Here is a 16,487-nt window from a genome sequence, read left to right as displayed (position 1 = left end):
CGGCAGAGCCAGCTTTAATAACTGAATGTGGGCAGCACTGCCACGTAACTGATAGGATAGGGTTGTCACCGGAACCTTTGCGAGTTTTGTATTAATTTCAAGGAGAATGCATGCAGTTTATCATGACACGCCGATTTATCCCGCTGTTACTGAGCCTGTTATTTTTGCACGGCACGGCAAGTCAGGCCGAGGCCGGTCCAGCCCATTCCAGTGGCGTGATCTTACTGTATCACCATGTAGCGGATGATACCCCGCGCAGCACCTCAGTAACCCCCGAAGAGTTTGCTCAGCACCTCGACTACATTGCTGAAAACTATACGGTAGTGCCCTTAAAGGAGCTGGTTGAAGCGGCAAAAGGCAAGCGTAGCGTGCCGGAAAACGCGCTGGCCATTACCTTTGATGATGGCTACGAAAATATACTCACCAATGGTCACCCGTTACTGCTCAAGCATGACTTTCCTTACACCATTTTTATAAACCCTGAAGTCATTGGTAAACAGGGTAATCAGCTTAGCTGGGAGCAGGTAAGGCAAATGCAAAAACAGGGAGTGACCTTTGCCAATCACACCATGGACCATTTGCACCTGCTGGAAAAACAGGCCGGAGAAAGCGAACAAGCCTGGCTTAAGCGGGTGTGGCAGAACATCACCCGTGCTGAAAAAATCATACAGCAACAGACCGGTGAATCACTTAAGTACCTTGCCTACCCCTTCGGCGAATACAATCGTACGCTGGCTAAACGCCTGGCCGAGCATGGTTATACCGGGTTTGGACAGCACTCTGGCGCCTTCGGTAAATTTACCGATATGACGGCTATCCCGCGTTTTCCTGCTGCCGGGCCCTATGCCAAGCTGAGCACTCTGAAAACCAAAATGGCCAGTCTGGCTATGCCGGTAGAGAGTGCTTCGCTGGCCGACCCGCAAATGGCCGGCCGCCAGCTTGATGACACCATTACGATTACTCTCGACGAGACTGTCGCTAAAGACGTGAGATTATCGCAGCTGGCCTGTTACTATCAGGGCGGTACACTTGACGTAGCAACCACTGCCAGCGGGTTTAGTTTTACTTTGGATGCAAAGTTACCGACTGGACGTTCACGGGTGAACTGTACTGCGCCATCAGAGTCGGCAGGCGGCCGCTTTTACTGGTATTCGATGCCGTTTTTCGTGGCCAACGAGAAGGGACATTATCCGGATTAAGCGAAACAGCGGCGATTACTGACGCAAGTATATCGCGACCGTCAATCGCCCACTGGTTATTGCGTTTCTATATGCAGCGCTTTGATCATTTGCACAAACTGTTCGTTGGTCCGGTGTTCACCAAACCCTAACCGCTGATAAAAAGCAATCGCGCCTTCATTAGCAATTTCACAGTTTAAAACGAGCGCATTTTTCTTCATCGCACGGGCTTTTACTGCCATAAACTCGATAAGGGCAGAGCCCGTCCCCTGACGCCGCGCGTCGGGTGATACGGCCAGGTGGCCAATACCGAGTTCGGTAAATAAAGGCGCCTCTAACACGGCCAGGTATTGCTGAGAGCGCATGACGATCTCAAGCGCGTCATCGATACCATAGTGTTCAACGATAGAAGACAGGGTTTCTCTGTCGAAGTTTTCAGGCAAGCGATCATGCCAGCAACTAACCAGGCCGGTCACTTCGCCGTTATACTCGGCAACCCAATGATTTTCAAAACCGTACTGTCCACCACCTTTCTTCCAGGCTGATAACAGGTAGTCCAGGGTGGCTTGTTGGTCACCTTGGCCAAAGACCTCAGTAAGCAAGTGCTTACCAGCGTTAAACAGCAGGGGAACAGCTATACTACCATCATCCTTTTTGGCATTTCGGATAACACTACAACATGGCATTTATTGTTCTTTGGTAATAACAGGCATATCAGTAAGTATTTGAATACTGTCACTTACTGCAAGTTCACCAGGATTATACTCAGGCTTAAACCTTCCGATGGCCAAACCATTCGGATCGACGACAACCACAGAAGCACTGTGATCAACAAGATAATTGGGGTTATCGGTACTTTCAGCAATGGCGTACATCAGCCCCAGCGATCTCGCAAACGGGAACAACATTTTATGCTCACCCGTTACAGCAACAAACTCCGGGTTGAAGTACTCAACATAAGAGGCGAGCCTTTCAGGTGTATCCCGCTTTGGATCCACGGAGACAAACACTACCTGAATCGGTGAGTCGGTGGAAATATTTTTTAGTTCTGGATAAATTTTTCCTAATGCCGCCATAGTAGTTGGGCACACATCAGGGCAAAAGGTATAGCCTAAAAATAGCAGGCTCCAATGCCCTTTAAACACTTCGTTAGTGACCGTTTCACCCTGTTGATTGACCAGCGTGACCTCAGCCAGCTGGCGAGGCTCAGGAAAGGTTTGCAGATACTTGGGCGTTTCGTTTTCGGTGCTTTGCGTGGTGAACCACCACGCCATACCCACGCCGGTCACAAGGGCCAGCGCCGCCACCAGGGTTAACAACAATTTTTGATTCATAAAGCCATCGGAACATAGTGATCAACCAACAATACAACAAATAATACCATCAGATGGACAATCGAGTATCTAAAGGTGGTCATGGCGGTTTGCTCATCGGCCGCATATTTGAGCTTTAACGCATAATATAGAAAGCCGGCGTTAAGCAGCGATGAACCGACCAGATAAATAAGATGCGCTTTACCAATCAGGTAAGGCAGCAGGCACACTAAACACAGCAGAATAGTGTACAGCAGCACACAGGTTTTGGTAAAAGCAATACCGTGAGTCACCGGTAGCATAGGCACTTTGGCTTTGGCGTAGTCTTTCTCGCGATGGATAGCCAGCGCCCAGAAATGCGGTGGTGTCCAGGTAAATACAATCAGCACCAACAGTAATGCGTAGGCATGCACTTCACCAGTAACAGCCGTCCAGCCAAGTAATGGCGGCGCGGCACCGGCTAAACCACCAATCACAATATTTTGTGGTGTGGCACGTTTAAGAAACATGGTGTAAACCACGGCATAGCCTACGAGGCTGGCTAATGTGAGCATGGCAGTTAGGCGGTTAACCCAGATTTCAAGCAACGCATAACCCACTACCGCCAGCACAAACGAAAATATCAGCGCCTGTTGAATACTTACCTTGCCTTTCACCACCGGACGATTAAAGGTGCGCGCCATCTGGCTGTCTATTTTATGGTCCACAATATGGTTAAGTACGGCTGCCGCACTGGCCAGCAGACCAATGCCCAGTAACCCGGCAATTAAGCGATCGGCGGGTACCCAGCCTGGCGTGGCCAGACACATCCCCACCAGGGCGGTAAGTAGTAATAGCATCACCACCCTGGGCTTGGTCATTTCGTAATAATAACGCCAGTTTGCCCGCCAGCCGCTTAACGGGCGGCTTTTGGAGGCTGACAGCGGTGCATTAATCGATTGCGATTTTGCCATGAGAATCTCCTACACTTTTCGATACAGTGTGTAAGTAATAAGAACGAGCACCAGTAATAAACATGCCGCTACGGCATTGTGTAAAACGGCAACCTGCAGAGGTAGGCTGAATACCACATTGCTGATGCCCAGACCAACCTGAGCCAATAAGACCAGACCTAATACCACCGACGCGTTGCGCAGATGCTGAGAAGCGGAGCGACGATACAGGCTGATAGCCAGCCACCCCAGATACAGAAAAGTAATCACCGCGCCCAACCGGTGAACAATATGCATAGTCATGCGCTCGGCGTAATCGTGGGCGCCATATTCGTAATTGGTGGCCTCGGGCACACTGTACGCGCCGGCCATATCCAGGCGGCTTAGCCAGTCGCCTTCGCAAACCGGAAATTCGGTACAGGCCAGCGCCGCATAATTAGCTGAGGTCCAGCCGCCCAGGGCGATTTGACCCACCAGCACCACAATGCCCAGTGCGGCAAACGTGGCATAGCGTTTAATCCGCATATCCACAAAACCAATCCGGTATCGGGATAACCGTAAATACAGTAAGAACAGACAGGTCAGTACACTAAAACCACCCAACAGGTGGCCCATCACCACCACCGGAAGCAGGTTGAGCGTGACTGTCCACATCCCCAGTAATGCCTGAAAAGACACCAGCGCCAGCAAAATCAGCGGCAGTTTTAAGGGAATTTCAGCAGATCGCTTGCTCACCGCCCACACGGCGATCGCTAAAATACACAGGCCCAGGGTGCCGGCAAAATAGCGGTGGATCATTTCGTTCCAGGCTTTCTGTGTTTCTACCGGCCGCTCAGGATAAGCGGCATTAGCCGCCTCAATATGCATGTCAGATTCCGGCACCGTAAGATGCCCGTAACAGCCCGGCCAATCCGGACAGCCTAAGCCTGCATCGGTTAAACGGGTGTAGGCACCCAGCACAATGACTACGACGGCCAGGAGAATACTAAAACCAACCAACTTCCGCATAGTGTCGCCTCAACCAATACGTGACAGTTTAAGTAATTTACGCAGATCAGACAGTACGTCGCGGCTGCCCATTACGGCATCCTGACGAAGCTGATAAAGGGGATAACGCAACATCGCATTGCCCTGAGTATCGACCAGAAAAATATGCTCGTTGACCTGGCTGGCTTCCAACTGCTGCATTTGCGACTGGTTAAGCGTAACCGCATTGATATGTTCGTAATCATGCAGAATATTCATGGCTTTGCTGTCGCTGGTTGCGGTTAAAAATACCGCAGGCTGAGCCCGGTCAGACTCTTTGCCCAGTGCCAGCCAGACTTGCTGGATGGCGTAAATTGCATTTTCGCATTCGTTACCACACTGCGCCGGGACGATATACATTACCCGCCACTTTGGTGTTTGCTCGCTAAGCAATGGCTGGAGGTTTTCTACCGGTTGCAGCAGCTCACCCTTATTGGTAGCGCCTTGCTCAAACCAGTTAAAGTCGAGGGCCAGCTTGGCTAACACTACCGGAATAATAAATGCCGCCATTAAAATCAGCAGCGAGCGTTTGGGTTTAGCCTGAGGAGTAATTGCGGTTGCCATATTATTGGGTTCTCCTGATGAGCACGATAATGAAAATAACTACTGCAGCAATGGCCAGGCCAAACCACTGAATGGCATAACCGAGGTGTTTTTGCGGTGACATCACAACCGGCTGCCAGTTAGTAACAAACCGGCTCATCTGAGGCTGCGACGACAACCGCTCAACGACCATGTCTGGCAGTCGCGATGCCCATTGCTGATTAAACAGAGGAATATCTATTTGCTGCACCCGCAGCGGAAAATCATTGAACTGTTGCTGAGTTTCTTTGATCAGTGGATTGAGCCCGGGCTGGGTTATTACCCCTTCGATTACCACCGGCCCCGTGGGAAGCTCAACTGTTGGTAGCTCAGCCCGGGAAGCAGTGGCCGCCACCCAGCCAAGGTTAACCAGTACCGGCCGACCGCGGGTAATCACTGGCACCAGCGCGTCATAACCGCTGGCACCATTGGTGATCTGGTTATCGAGATAGATAAGCTGTGTTGCCTGCAACTCACCACTAAACTGCACCGGTACATCACGCACATCCTGCCATTGATCGGCAACGTCGAAAGGATGCATTGGCGCAGTGGTGTATTTTTGCGCTATGCTGTCGAGACGCTGTTGTTTTTGCTCCATGCGATCAAGCTGCCAGACACCCAAAAACACCATAACTACAACCGCCATCAGCGTTAAGCAGCTTGCCAGTACCGGCCATTTCTTGGGGCCGGAACCATTCGCCACGGAGTACTGAGGAGTTTTACTCATGGTCATCAAAGTGATTATTGTTGGTTTATTGATTTTTATGATCATTAACCTGTTTTTAGCGATGAAAGCGATGCTGGGTAACAACTCAGGTAAAGCCCCGATGAGTAAATATATTGGCCGGCGGGTTATGACGTCGGCCCTGATTGTGGTGATCATCCTGGTAGCCATGGCCACCGGGCTGATCACGCCCAATCCGAGTCCTTATTAGCCTTACAACACGTAAACAAACACAAACAGCATTACCCACACTACGTCTACAAAGTGCCAGTACCAGCTGCCTGCCTGAAAGGCAAAGTGATTGTCGGGTGTGAAATGGCCTTTGATTACGCGCAGGTATAACACCATTAAAATGATGGTACCCAGGGTAACGTGCATGCCGTGAAAGCCAGTCAACAGGAAGAAAGTATTGCCATACACGCCGGATTGGAGGGTTAGCCCCAGCTCCTGATAGGCATGAATGTATTCTTCTACCTGTAAGAACAAAAACACGCAGCCCAGCAAAATGGTGGCACCCAGCATGGTGGTAAGCTGCTTACGTTTATTCTGCTCCAGCCCAACATGTGCAAAGTGTAGCGTAACCGAGGAAATGAGCAGAATAATGGTGTTGATGGTGGGCAGGCCCGCCCAGCTCATTGGCGTGGTATTAATGCCTCCCGGTGTTTCCACCAGCGGCCACATTGCCTGAAAACCCGGCCACAATACTTCGTTGGTCATGGCGTTATTCGACGAACCGCCAAGCCATGGCACTGCAATCATGCGGGCATAAAACAGCGCGCCAAAGAAAGCCGCAAAAAACATCACTTCAGAGAAAATAAACCAGCTCATTCCCTGTCGGTACGAGCGGCCCAACTGGTCGCTGTACAAGCCGCTCATGGACTCGTTAATCTGATCCTTAAACCAGCCAAACAGCATCACCAGTAACATAACGATGCCAGCGCCCAGTACGTTATCGCCCCAGCCGCTCTCGCCGCGAGTGGCTTCTATAACAAAGTTACCGGCCCCTACCGCAATTAGAAACAGTGCAATGGCACCCACGATAGGCCAGTAGCTCTGCTCCGGAACATAGTATTTCTGATACTCTTGTTGCATTACTTTCTCCTTAGACTCAGTTATCGCTAAATGAAGTCAGGAAAGGGTTATTAAGTTGTTTGTCATCGGTACCATTACCAGTGACGTCAAAAAGGGTGTATTGCACGGTAAAAAAGTGAATGTCTTCGGGCAGCTGCGGATCCACATAAAACCGCATGGGCATAAGCGACTCGCCGCCGGCCGCCAATGGCTGACTGTTAAAACAGAAGCATTCGGTTTTGTTTAGATACAACGCCGCCTGACCCGGTGTAACCGATGGAATGGCCTGCGCAACCATCGACTTGTTAGCCGGGTTGCGCACATAAAATTCCACCATATTCATTTCACCGGGATGCACTTTTACCTTCTTGGTTTGTGCCCTGAATTCCCACGGCATACCAGTATGAGTGCGGGTAATAAACTCCACCGTAACGGTGCGCGATTCATCCACCTGCCCATCGTAGTAAACCGCGGCCGTTTCATTGGTTTTGCCGTTGATACCGGTGATGTCGCAAAACACGTCATACAACGGGACCAGAGCAAAACCAAAGCCAAACATGCCCACCACAATCAGCAGTAATTTGGTTACCAGTGCCGAGTTGGAATTGGCCATGGTTGTGCCCTTACTTCACAATCGGTGGCGTTTCAAAGGTGTGATAAGGCGCCGGTGAGGGGATTTCCCACTCCAGACCTTCCGCACCGTCCCACACCTGATCAGACACCGGCTCACCCTGTTTACGACAGGCTTTAATCATCACCGCCAGGAAAATGAGCTGCGAGAGACCAAAGGCAAAACCGCCCAGGCTAATCCACTTGTTAAAGTCAGCAAACTGCAAGGCATAGTCCGGGATCCGCCGCGGCATACCCGCCAGCCCTACAAAGTGCATAGGGAAAAACAGCACGTTTACGGAAATCAGCGAGCACCAGAAATGCCATTTAGCCAGGGTGATATCAAACATACGGCCGGTCCATTTCGGGATCCAGTAATACACCGCGGCCATAATCGAGAACACCGCGCCGGTTACCAGCACATAGTGGAAGTGTGCCACCACAAAGTAGGTATCATGGTACTGGAAATCCACCGGCGTTATCGCCAGCATCAGGCCCGACAAACCACCAATGGTGAACAACACAATAAAGGCAATAGCAAACATCATCGGGATTTCGAAGGTCATGGACCCACGCCACATGGTGGCTACCCAGTTAAATACTTTCACCCCGGTTGGTACCGATATCAGCATGGTGGCAAACATAAAGAACATCTCTGCCGCCACCGGCATCCCCGTAGTAAACATATGGTGAGCCCACACAATAAAGCTCAACAGCGCAATAGAAGCCGTGGCATATACCATGGAGGCGTAACCAAACAAGCGCTTACGGGCAAAGGTAGGGATAATCTGCGAGATAATACCGAAGGCCGGTAAAATCATGATGTACACTTCGGGGTGACCGAAGAACCAGAAGATATGCTGGAACATCACCGGATCGCCACCACCGGCAGCATCAAAGAAGCTGGTACCAAAGAACTTATCGGTAAGCACCATCGTCACCGCGCCTGCCAGTACCGGCATTACTGCTATCAGCAGGAACGCAGTAATCAGCCAGGTCCATACAAACAACGGCATTTTCATCCAGGTCATGCCCGGCGCCCGCATGTTAAAGATGGTCACTATCACGTTTATCGCACCCATAATGGATGAGATACCCATGATGTGCACCGAGAACACGAACAATGCCGTACTGTCGCCACTGTAGGTAGTAGACAGCGGTGCGTAGAACGTCCAGCCAAAGGCCGGGCCACCGCCCTCAACAAACAGTGAGGCCAGCAAAATAGTAAAGGCGAACGGCAGGATCCAGAAACTCCAGTTGTTCATCCGTGGCAGCGCCATATCCGGCGCACCGATCATCATGGGGATCAGCCAGTTAGCCAAGCCGGTAAAGGCCGGCATAACTGCCCCAAACACCATGATAAGACCATGCACGGTGGTCATCTGATTAAAGAAATTAGGTTCAACAATTTGTAACCCGGGCTGAAACAGTTCGGCCCGGATCACCATCGCCATGGCACCGCCCACCAAAAACATAATGAAGGCAAACCACAGGTACAGTGTGCCGATGTCTTTATGGTTGGTAGTCAGCACCCAGCGCATTAAGCCTTTGGGAATATGATGCTCATGATGGTCATCGTGGGCATCTGCCTCCCCGTGGGCGGGGCTGATAATCTCAGTTGCTTTGCTCATGTTCTGCTCCTATTCCCCGCTGGCCACAGCATTAACGTCTTTGGCCTGCACCATATCACCGGTGTTATTGCCCCAGGCGTTACGCTCGTAGGTAATCACCGCCGCCAGCTCTTTAAGGCTCAGCATTTTGCCAAACGCCTGCATAGCGGTGCCGGTTTTTCCGTTTAATACAATGTCGATATGCCCTTGCATGTCGTTGAGTGCCATGGGGCTGCCTTTCAGGGCCGGGAACACGCCGGGTAAGCCTTCACCGTTTGGCATGTGACAGGCGGCACAGGTAGCGTTGTATACACGCTCACCCTCGGTCATCAGCTCTTCCATCGACATATTCATCGCCAGTAAACGCTGTTCTTCCTCGCGGGCTTGCTGACGAATGGACTCCTGCTCACTGACCCAGGCTTCATATGCAGCCGGTTCTTTAGCAATCACCACTACCGGCATAAACCCATGGTCTTTACCGCACAGTTCAGCGCACTGACCACGGTAAATCCCCGGCTCATCTACCCGTGTCCAGGCTTCATTAATAAAGCCCGGGTTAGCATCTTTTTTCACTGCGAAATCAGGCACCCACCACGAGTGGATCACGTCGTCAGAGGTGATCAGAAAGCGTACTTTCTGCCCGGTTGGGATTACCAAAGGGCGGTCGACTTCCAGCAAGTAGTTTTCGCCCTTGGCGTAGCGGTTATCGATTTGTTCACGCTGAGTCGCCAGCAGTGAATAAAACTCCACGTCGCGATCCATATACTTGTAATGCCATTTCCACTGCGAACCGGTTACCAGCACGGTCATATCCGGTTCGGTAGTATCTTCCATTGCTAGCAGTGTTTTGGCGGCTGGTACAGCCATAAAGATAAGAATTAAGAAGGGTAAAACGGTCCAGGCTATTTCGACTTTCACACTCTCGTGAAAGTTAGCTGGTTTTGCACCCCGTGATTTGCGATGCAAATACATAGAAACAAACATGATCCCAAACACGACTACTGCGATCCCCACACAAATGGAGAACATCAGCATGTGCAGATCGTAAACCTGGCCACTGATCTCTGTCGCGCCACGCCGCAGATTCAGTGCCGACACTTCGCCGCTTCCTGCTGCTACCGCTGTCGCGCCAGCTACCAACAGAACGAGTGCTGTCCAGGCTTTCAGTACACATATCCCGAGTTGTTTCACTCGACACCTCCGTTAGACCGGTAGCCACTCGCGAAACGCCCCAATGCGAAAAAGCCTGACTGGTCTGTATTGGTTGTTATTTGAACTGCCTTTTTAATATTTTGTGCTTACTTTGTTATTTTATTGTTAAGCACTGTATAAGAATTACTCATTGTGACTATAACGTCCAGCTATTTTTGTCTAAAATTCGGATAAATGGTTATTTTTTGTGCGAGGAGGGTAATCGGCGTGAATTTTGTTAGTGAGCTTTTACTAACTTAATAAGTAGACCTGAACAGGCAAAAAGTACCGGGAAAGCGTGGCTTAAAGAAAATAAAACCCTAAACGCAAGAAAACCGGCGAATGCCGGTTTTCAAATTCATAGATTTAAAAAATAATGCCTGGGGTGCTTACATCCAGTCGGCATTACGGATAACGCCTACAGCGATACCTTCGATATTAAACGGCTGATTAGCCAGGTCGACCTTAATGGGTGAGAATTCTTCATTTTCTGCATGCAGCAGTACTTCACGCCCGCGCTTTTCCAAGCGCTTTACGGTAACGTCTTCATCTACACGGGCCACCACTACCTGTCCATTGTGGACATCGCTGGTGCGGTGCACTGCTAACAAATCGCCGTCCAGTATGCCTATGTCTTTCATACTCATACCGTTTACACGCAGCAGGAAATCGGCTTTTGGATGGAATAACGCCGGATCCACTTTATAGTGCATTTCCACATGTTCCTGAGCCAGAATCGGCTCGCCAGCCGCAACCCGGCCAATCAGCGGTAAGCCTTCTTCTTCCACTTCGTCATCCAGCGGAATATTAAGCTTAATCCCCCGCGAAGTACCCGGAAGTATTTCAATCACGCCTTTTTTCGCCAACGCCTTTAAATGCTCTTCTGCAGCATTAGCAGAGCGAAAGCCTAACTGACGGGCAATCTCAGCACGCGTGGGCGGCATACCAGTATCCAGCATAGTGGATTTGATCAGATCGAGTACTTCTTGTTGTCGGGGGGTTAGTGGACGCATAAACAGCCTGTTATTCCATACAGTTGTTAGCAGTATAACGACTAAAACTTAAAACACAACGATTTTTGCTGGATCCAATTTAAGGCTCAACTAATCCATAGTACGATTTATTCAGCCGATAACAGGATGAAATAATCAAAAAGGATATTGCGATTGTGTCCAGCCATCGTGAAAGTATTTTTAAGAGAAATAATGTTTTAGCTCGAATTTATATTGTCATATTTCTTATAGGACTCTGGTTATACCAATATGTTGTTAGGGATCCAGCAAGCATCGACCCAGAAACGCTAGCTAAGTATGAACTTGGCCTTTATGGCACGCCGATAATTGTCATGTATTGTATTTTCGAGCTTTGGCGCACGTTTAATTATCCGTATAAGTTAATTATCAATGACGAAAAGAAAACGCTGACTGAAATCTACCTGATGAGTCAAAATACACTTACCTATCTGAGTATAGAGAAGGCACAAGTACGTGCTGGATTAGTTTTCCTGGTTGCCCTGCGTATTTCGGTGAATTCGATCAGGCGTTTCGGAGTTATCCGATCACTTTTTCATCTTCTTTTTCGTCCCTGCCAGTTTTACCTTAAGTGATCGGATTGGTCTAGTTTTCTCATCGACTCTCCCGTGAGTTCAATGCGATGACTATTGTGTAATAATCGGTCGAGTAAGGCATCGGCTACGGTGGGATTGGTCATCAACTTGTACCACTCAGCAACCGGTAATTGACTGGCAATGATGGTGCTGGCGTTTTGGTATCGCTCCTCCATCACATCGAGCAGGTCATTTGCTTGTCGTGCGTTGAGTTTTTCCATTCCCCAGTCATCCAGGATGAGTAGCTTTTTCTTAGCAATTTGGGCCAGTTGCTGACGGTAGCTGCCATCGGCGTGGCCGATGTTTAGCTCATCAAGGAGTTGCCCTAAGCGGTAATAGCGGACGGTTTGGTGTTGCTCACAGGCTTGTTTGGCTAATGCGCAGGCAAGGTAGGTTTTGCCGCAGCCAGTGGCCCCCGTGATGATTATATTGTGCGCGTGGTGCAGGTATTGTCCGCTGAGTAGCGAGCCGATTTTATCTTTACGTAACCCACGTTCACTGCGGTACTTCAAGCGGCTGGCATGTGCATCAAGGCGCAGTGATGCTTGCTTTAGCAGTCGCTTCACCTTAGTAGACTGACGGCAGTGAATTTCGTGCTGGGCTAATAACCCCAGCCGTTCCTCGAAGCTCATATCCTCGTAAGTAGTGGCTTGACCATTCAATCGCAGTATTGAATATCACTAATTTCTTCTATGCAGTAAGGATTAACGTGCCACTTTATTATCTGAAATTCGTCAAAGTGAATTCTGTGCGAACTTGTAAGAGACAAATAAATCTCGAAATAATCCATGACAGGATTGTGCGATAGGATTTGCATAATGTGAATAAAATGCTGGTCATGTCGCCGGGGTTGCATCATCTCCACAATACTATTTATCCGTAAATTGTCCTTATCTATTCTCATTGTGGGGCGATTAATATTAAGGACTACAGCGTCTTTCTCTGGCAGAAAATCTATAGACACTTCAAATTCGACGTCCATTGGAAGTTGTAAACGCTGAGTCACAGACTCGTTAAAATTATCGCTATGGAATCCCAAATCAGTTCGATTAGTAAGACGCCGATGGAACTTAGTGTAAATCTTGAAGCGCACATTTGCTGTCAGGTCGTTACTAATGGTCAGCGTGTTTGGCCGGCCAATCCTGCGAAACCAATCATAAAATCTCTGTGAAAACTGGGGGAGAGGTTTTCAGACCATTTCATATAGCCAAGCCAAGGCACTACTTCACGAGTGGCCAAATATTCATCCTCTGTATCAATCATCTGAAAGACCGTATCTGGATCACAAGATAATGGATCTTAATTTGTTTTTTCTTTGGTGGATACGTATTTTAATCCGCCGTCAAAATCATGCTCTTTGTTTCATCTTTTTCAAAAAATCACTTGCCAGAAAAGATTACACATGTAATCTTAAAAACAGATCGACTACAAATGTAATCATCAAATTGAATTTGGGAAGAGGTGATCGATGAGTAACGACAATCCAAAAGCGGATATCTCCAACGCCGAATTTGAAGTGCTCGATGTACTGTGGGATGACTACCCCGCCACATCCAGCGATATTGTTGAACGTTTAAATCAAAAAAAGCCGTGGCACGATAAAACCGTAAAAACCCTGCTCAGCCGATTAGTTAAGAAGGGCGTAGTGGACTTTGATAAGGCCCAGCGTCAGTACCTATACCGCCCGCTGATTGCCAGGGAAGACTACACCAAAAAAGAAGCCTCCAGCTTTGTGAGCCGAATATTTAAAGGCAAGGTAGCGCCTCTGGTAGCCGGGTTTGCCAACCAGAATTCGCTGTCTCAACAGGACGTGGATGAGCTTAAGGCGCTGATTAAACAGTGGGAGCAAAACAATGACTGAGTGGCTCATTCAGCAGCTTATTCAACAACAAGGCCCATTATGTTTAGTGCTTATCACCCTGATGGTGATGGAGCACTTTTTCACCGCCAGAATTGGCATCCGGCTGATGTACAAACTGTGGTGGATGGTACCGGTTGTGCTGTTGATGGCTAATCTGCCCATCCCTGTGATTTCATTGCCTGCCAATAGTTTTACCCGCTATGTAGTAAGCGGATCGGTAGCGGTAAACGTTTCACAAAACACAGTATGGCTGGGTTTATGGGCAGCGGGTGCCTCTTGCATAGCGCTTTACCTGATAACGCAGTATTCACAGCTTGCCCGCTCCATAGGTAAACCTGTGGCTGGCAGTAACAACACCTGGTTTGCCCGGCGGGCCACCACGCCTATGCTGTTTGGCCTGTTTGCTCCCAGAATATTACTTCCGGCAAGCTTTACCAGGCTGTTTTGCCCCGTGCAGCAGCGATTAGTGATGGAACACGAGAACACACACCTTCGGCACGGCGATCACGTATGGAATGCGTTGGCGCTGATAATAGTCACTGTCTTCTGGTTTAACCCTCTGGTCTGGCTAGCCCTGCGCTCATTCAGAATTAATCAGGAGCTGGCGTGCGATAACCAGGTATTGCGCCAGAAAAGTCCACAGGAAAAATTGCTCTACGCAAAAGCCCTGGTGGCCTGCGCAGAACAAAACTCTTCGTACCTTACAACCTACCCGACCTTCGGAGAAAAAAGCACCATGTTAAAACGACTCAATCTGATCAATAAGCCAAATTCGGCAAGTAAAGTGGCTGGTGTTGCTGCACTGGCTGTCGCCGCTATTCTTACCACTCACACAGCACTGGCAAACCTGCCTGCCAGTGATGTTCAGGCCGACAAAGTCAATCTGGCTACGCCGGTAAAACGTGTGCCGCCGGTTTATCCAGACAGCGCAGCCCTGGCAAATCAGGAGGGATTTGTCACTCTCCAGTTTGATATCACTGAAACCGGCGCTACCGACAACATTAAAGTGGTTAAGTCGTCACCGGCTGGCGTATTTGACTCTAGTGCAGTGAAAGCGATGGAGCAGTGGCAGTATAAGCCACGGGTCCAAAGCGGTAAGGCACAAAGACAAACCGGTATTTTAGTACAACTGGACTTCAAACTGGCGACCGACGACGATGAAAGTGCGGTAAACAGGCAGGATATTGAAAAAATCAGCGTAGCTAAAACCAAATAACTTTCAGCTAGTCTGGCTGCCCGTCAGCGCATTCTTTTCTGCGTGTGACGGGTAAACTTTCCCGCAATCAGCATGTGCTCCTGAAATTGGTTTTATAAAACCTGAAACACACGGATGATTACCGCACCACCACCTTTTATCAGGTCAATGGTACCGGTGAAAACACGCTGATTCAGCCAGTCATACCTGCCCTTCGGGGCTTGGAATTTTGGTATTGTACGAACGTAGGGGCCTCCCTCATCGGCCTGGGATGCAATCCCACTGTTATGGATAATAATCGTTTGGCCATCCGAAGTTCTGATACTGTAAAGGGCGTCAATTTCCAACACGCCGTCAGGGCGCTTTAGCTGCCAGTCCGCACCACCAGGGATTACGTCACCAGACAACGACTCACCATTTACATGCTGTCCGGCAAAGTATCCCCCGGTAATTGGCACGTATTTGCGGATGCCTTTGTCACTCTCACCGACTTCAACAAGCTCATCGACCGTCACTACCAGTGTGAGCACGTGCTGCATGCCAGGCACTTTATCAGTTTCGGGTATATCGCGATCACCCAGATTTACAACAGTCTCATTCATGGCTCTTACCTGCGGCGCTAACGTTATGGCTAAACACATTAAAAACAACAGATTAAGCCAGCGAAATTGTACAATGTTATTTAGCTTCATGGGTATTGAGGGTCCTGTAGCCAGCCGGATAAACGATAAAAAAATGTTAATACACCGACTCACACCTGTGAATATCAAAAAGTGACACATTACTGTGCAAAAACAGCACAGGTAACATGTAACTCGTTATGTTGGCTCCGTAACCTAAGCTGACTATCTCGTGGCATACGCTTGCCGGCGCTGCTGTGCTACTGCACTTACTTTTACCCAGCGGAACAGATACATAATCACCAGTTTGGTAATACCGCTGGTGATTGCCAGTACCAGCAATGGCCATCCTTTACTCACTCCCATACTCAGCGCAAAGGCAATGGTAGAAATGTCCATCAGCAAAATAAACTGACTCATTTTAAGATCCACCGCACCGGTCTGACCCGCGGTCAGGATCAAGCGGATTTGATGATAGTAGCCCTGAGCAATAAACACCGACACCAGTACAATCAGCAATGTCGCAATGTGCCGGCCCTGATCGGCGATAGTTTCACCTGACAACAACCCCGCCCCCGCTAATACAAGGCTCGCCGCTGCCAGCACAACACTCAACCGGGCCGCCCTGGATTTGCGGTCCAGCCAGATTTCTAACAAAATCCCCATCACCAGCATTGCCGCGAGTAACCGCGGCCAGACAATATAGTGATTAAATGGCTCAATGGAGTAGCCATAAATAAAAAATGACAGGTAGGCAAAAAAGCTTACGGTAAACTGATTCAGAGAAAGTAAAGCGGTCGGGCGCGCTACCTCACTCGCCATGTGTTTACGGCGCCAGATGGTACCCAGTTGAGAGTAAACACCCAGTACGCTTATCATGATAAACAGGGTATTAATGGCGCCGAGTAAATTATATAAAGTCAAAATCGCAATCCTTTTCACGCCAACATTGTCGACAATATTAATGTA

General features: G+C 49.2%; 19 protein-coding genes. 5 read left to right on the top strand and 14 right to left on the bottom strand.

The genetic code is table 11. The annotated features are described in order from the left end of the window. Nucleotides 1–110 precede the first annotated feature (110 nt). A complete protein-coding gene (locus AC566Q_RS25640; protein WP_499612436.1) occupies nucleotides 111–1,199 on the top strand; it encodes a polysaccharide deacetylase family protein in 1,089 nt (362 codons plus the stop codon). Nucleotides 1,200–1,255: 56 nt separating this feature from the next. Here the strand turns inward: AC566Q_RS25640 and AC566Q_RS25635 are convergent, their stop codons facing one another. The 6 genes from AC566Q_RS25635 to AC566Q_RS25610 are packed head-to-tail and all read right to left on the bottom strand — an operon-like array spanning nucleotide 1,256 to nucleotide 5,758. Beyond that, nucleotides 1,256–1,864 (bottom strand): GNAT family N-acetyltransferase, encoded by a 609-nt coding sequence (locus AC566Q_RS25635; protein ID WP_499612434.1) that lies wholly within the window; start codon nucleotides 1,862–1,864, stop codon nucleotides 1,256–1,258. Next, the gene (locus AC566Q_RS25630; RefSeq protein ID WP_499612432.1) at nucleotides 1,865–2,512 is read right to left on the bottom strand and encodes an SCO family protein; all 648 of its coding nucleotides are present in this window, start codon (nucleotides 2,510–2,512) and stop codon (nucleotides 1,865–1,867) included. Beyond that, nucleotides 2,509–3,444: a heme o synthase gene (gene cyoE / locus AC566Q_RS25625; protein ID WP_499612431.1), complete on the bottom strand. Its 936-nt coding sequence runs from the start codon at nucleotides 3,442–3,444 to the stop codon at nucleotides 2,509–2,511. The genes AC566Q_RS25630 and cyoE overlap by 4 nt, the downstream gene beginning before the upstream one ends. A gap of 9 nt (nucleotides 3,445–3,453) precedes the next feature. Continuing rightward, on the bottom strand, nucleotides 3,454–4,431 hold the full coding sequence (locus AC566Q_RS25620) for a COX15/CtaA family protein (protein ID WP_499612429.1): 978 nt from the start codon (nucleotides 4,429–4,431) through the stop codon (nucleotides 3,454–3,456). Nucleotides 4,432–4,440: 9 nt separating this feature from the next. After that, nucleotides 4,441–5,013 (bottom strand): redox-active disulfide-containing membrane protein, encoded by a 573-nt coding sequence (locus tag AC566Q_RS25615; RefSeq protein ID WP_499612427.1) that lies wholly within the window; start codon nucleotides 5,011–5,013, stop codon nucleotides 4,441–4,443. A 1-nt stretch (nucleotide 5,014) separates the two neighbouring features. After that, complete coding sequence (locus AC566Q_RS25610) at nucleotides 5,015–5,758, bottom strand: SURF1 family protein (RefSeq protein ID WP_499612426.1); 744 nt, start codon at nucleotides 5,756–5,758, stop codon at nucleotides 5,015–5,017. Between AC566Q_RS25610 and AC566Q_RS25605 the strand changes: the two genes are divergently transcribed. Continuing rightward, nucleotides 5,757–5,966, top strand: a complete 210-nt coding sequence (locus AC566Q_RS25605) for a DUF2909 domain-containing protein (RefSeq protein ID WP_279319594.1) — start codon at nucleotides 5,757–5,759, stop codon at nucleotides 5,964–5,966. The genes AC566Q_RS25610 and AC566Q_RS25605 overlap by 2 nt on opposite strands. Nucleotides 5,967–5,968: 2 nt before the next feature. On the opposite strand, the gene AC566Q_RS25600 is transcribed toward AC566Q_RS25605, so the two are convergent. The 5 genes from AC566Q_RS25600 to lexA all read right to left on the bottom strand — a co-directional run bounded on the left by AC566Q_RS25600 (nucleotide 5,969) and on the right by lexA (nucleotide 11,249). Next, the gene (locus tag AC566Q_RS25600) at nucleotides 5,969–6,847 is read right to left on the bottom strand and encodes a cytochrome c oxidase subunit 3 (protein WP_499612424.1); all 879 of its coding nucleotides are present in this window, start codon (nucleotides 6,845–6,847) and stop codon (nucleotides 5,969–5,971) included. Between the two features lie 16 nt (nucleotides 6,848–6,863). Then, a complete protein-coding gene (locus AC566Q_RS25595) occupies nucleotides 6,864–7,439 on the bottom strand; it encodes a cytochrome c oxidase assembly protein (RefSeq protein ID WP_499612422.1) in 576 nt (191 codons plus the stop codon). Nucleotides 7,440–7,449: 10 nt separating this feature from the next. Further along, a complete protein-coding gene (ctaD, locus tag AC566Q_RS25590; RefSeq protein WP_499612420.1) occupies nucleotides 7,450–9,066 on the bottom strand; it encodes a cytochrome c oxidase subunit I in 1,617 nt (538 codons plus the stop codon). A 9-nt stretch (nucleotides 9,067–9,075) separates the two neighbouring features. Continuing rightward, nucleotides 9,076–10,188, bottom strand: a complete 1,113-nt coding sequence (gene coxB, locus AC566Q_RS25585; RefSeq protein WP_240621823.1) for a cytochrome c oxidase subunit II — start codon at nucleotides 10,186–10,188, stop codon at nucleotides 9,076–9,078. A 437-nt stretch (nucleotides 10,189–10,625) separates the two neighbouring features. Beyond that, the gene (lexA, locus tag AC566Q_RS25580; RefSeq protein ID WP_105933005.1) at nucleotides 10,626–11,249 is read right to left on the bottom strand and encodes a transcriptional repressor LexA; all 624 of its coding nucleotides are present in this window, start codon (nucleotides 11,247–11,249) and stop codon (nucleotides 10,626–10,628) included. 155 nt (nucleotides 11,250–11,404) lie between these two features. Here lexA and AC566Q_RS25575 point away from each other — a divergent pair, with 155 nt between their 5' ends. Next, nucleotides 11,405–11,842: a hypothetical protein gene (locus AC566Q_RS25575; RefSeq protein WP_499612418.1), complete on the top strand. Its 438-nt coding sequence runs from the start codon at nucleotides 11,405–11,407 to the stop codon at nucleotides 11,840–11,842. Here the strand turns inward: AC566Q_RS25575 and istB are convergent. Beyond that, a complete protein-coding gene (gene istB / locus AC566Q_RS25570; protein WP_499612417.1) occupies nucleotides 11,830–12,504 on the bottom strand; it encodes an IS21-like element helper ATPase IstB in 675 nt (224 codons plus the stop codon). The two genes, AC566Q_RS25575 and istB, sit on opposite strands and share 13 nt — an antisense overlap. Nucleotides 12,505–13,310: 806 nt before the next feature. Between istB and AC566Q_RS25565 the strand changes: the two genes are divergently transcribed. Further along, nucleotides 13,311–13,703 (top strand): BlaI/MecI/CopY family transcriptional regulator, encoded by a 393-nt coding sequence (locus AC566Q_RS25565; protein ID WP_499612415.1) that lies wholly within the window; start codon nucleotides 13,311–13,313, stop codon nucleotides 13,701–13,703. After that, nucleotides 13,696–14,919: a M56 family metallopeptidase gene (locus AC566Q_RS25560; RefSeq protein ID WP_499612413.1), complete on the top strand. Its 1,224-nt coding sequence runs from the start codon at nucleotides 13,696–13,698 to the stop codon at nucleotides 14,917–14,919. The genes AC566Q_RS25565 and AC566Q_RS25560 overlap by 8 nt, the downstream gene beginning before the upstream one ends. Before the next feature lie 92 nt (nucleotides 14,920–15,011). Here AC566Q_RS25560 and AC566Q_RS25555 read toward each other — a convergent pair whose 3' ends face one another. Beyond that, nucleotides 15,012–15,500 carry a DUF3237 family protein gene (locus tag AC566Q_RS25555; protein ID WP_499612411.1) on the bottom strand — a complete coding sequence of 163 codons (489 nt, stop codon included), beginning with the start codon at nucleotides 15,498–15,500 and terminating at the stop codon, nucleotides 15,012–15,014. A gap of 243 nt (nucleotides 15,501–15,743) precedes the next feature. Next, on the bottom strand, nucleotides 15,744–16,442 hold the full coding sequence (locus tag AC566Q_RS25550; RefSeq protein WP_499612410.1) for a hypothetical protein: 699 nt from the start codon (nucleotides 16,440–16,442) through the stop codon (nucleotides 15,744–15,746). Nucleotides 16,443–16,487 lie beyond the last annotated feature (45 nt).

Source organism: Alteromonas sp. H02 (genome assembly GCF_059682525.1).
This window is presented reverse-complemented; position numbering and strand designations above follow the sequence as displayed.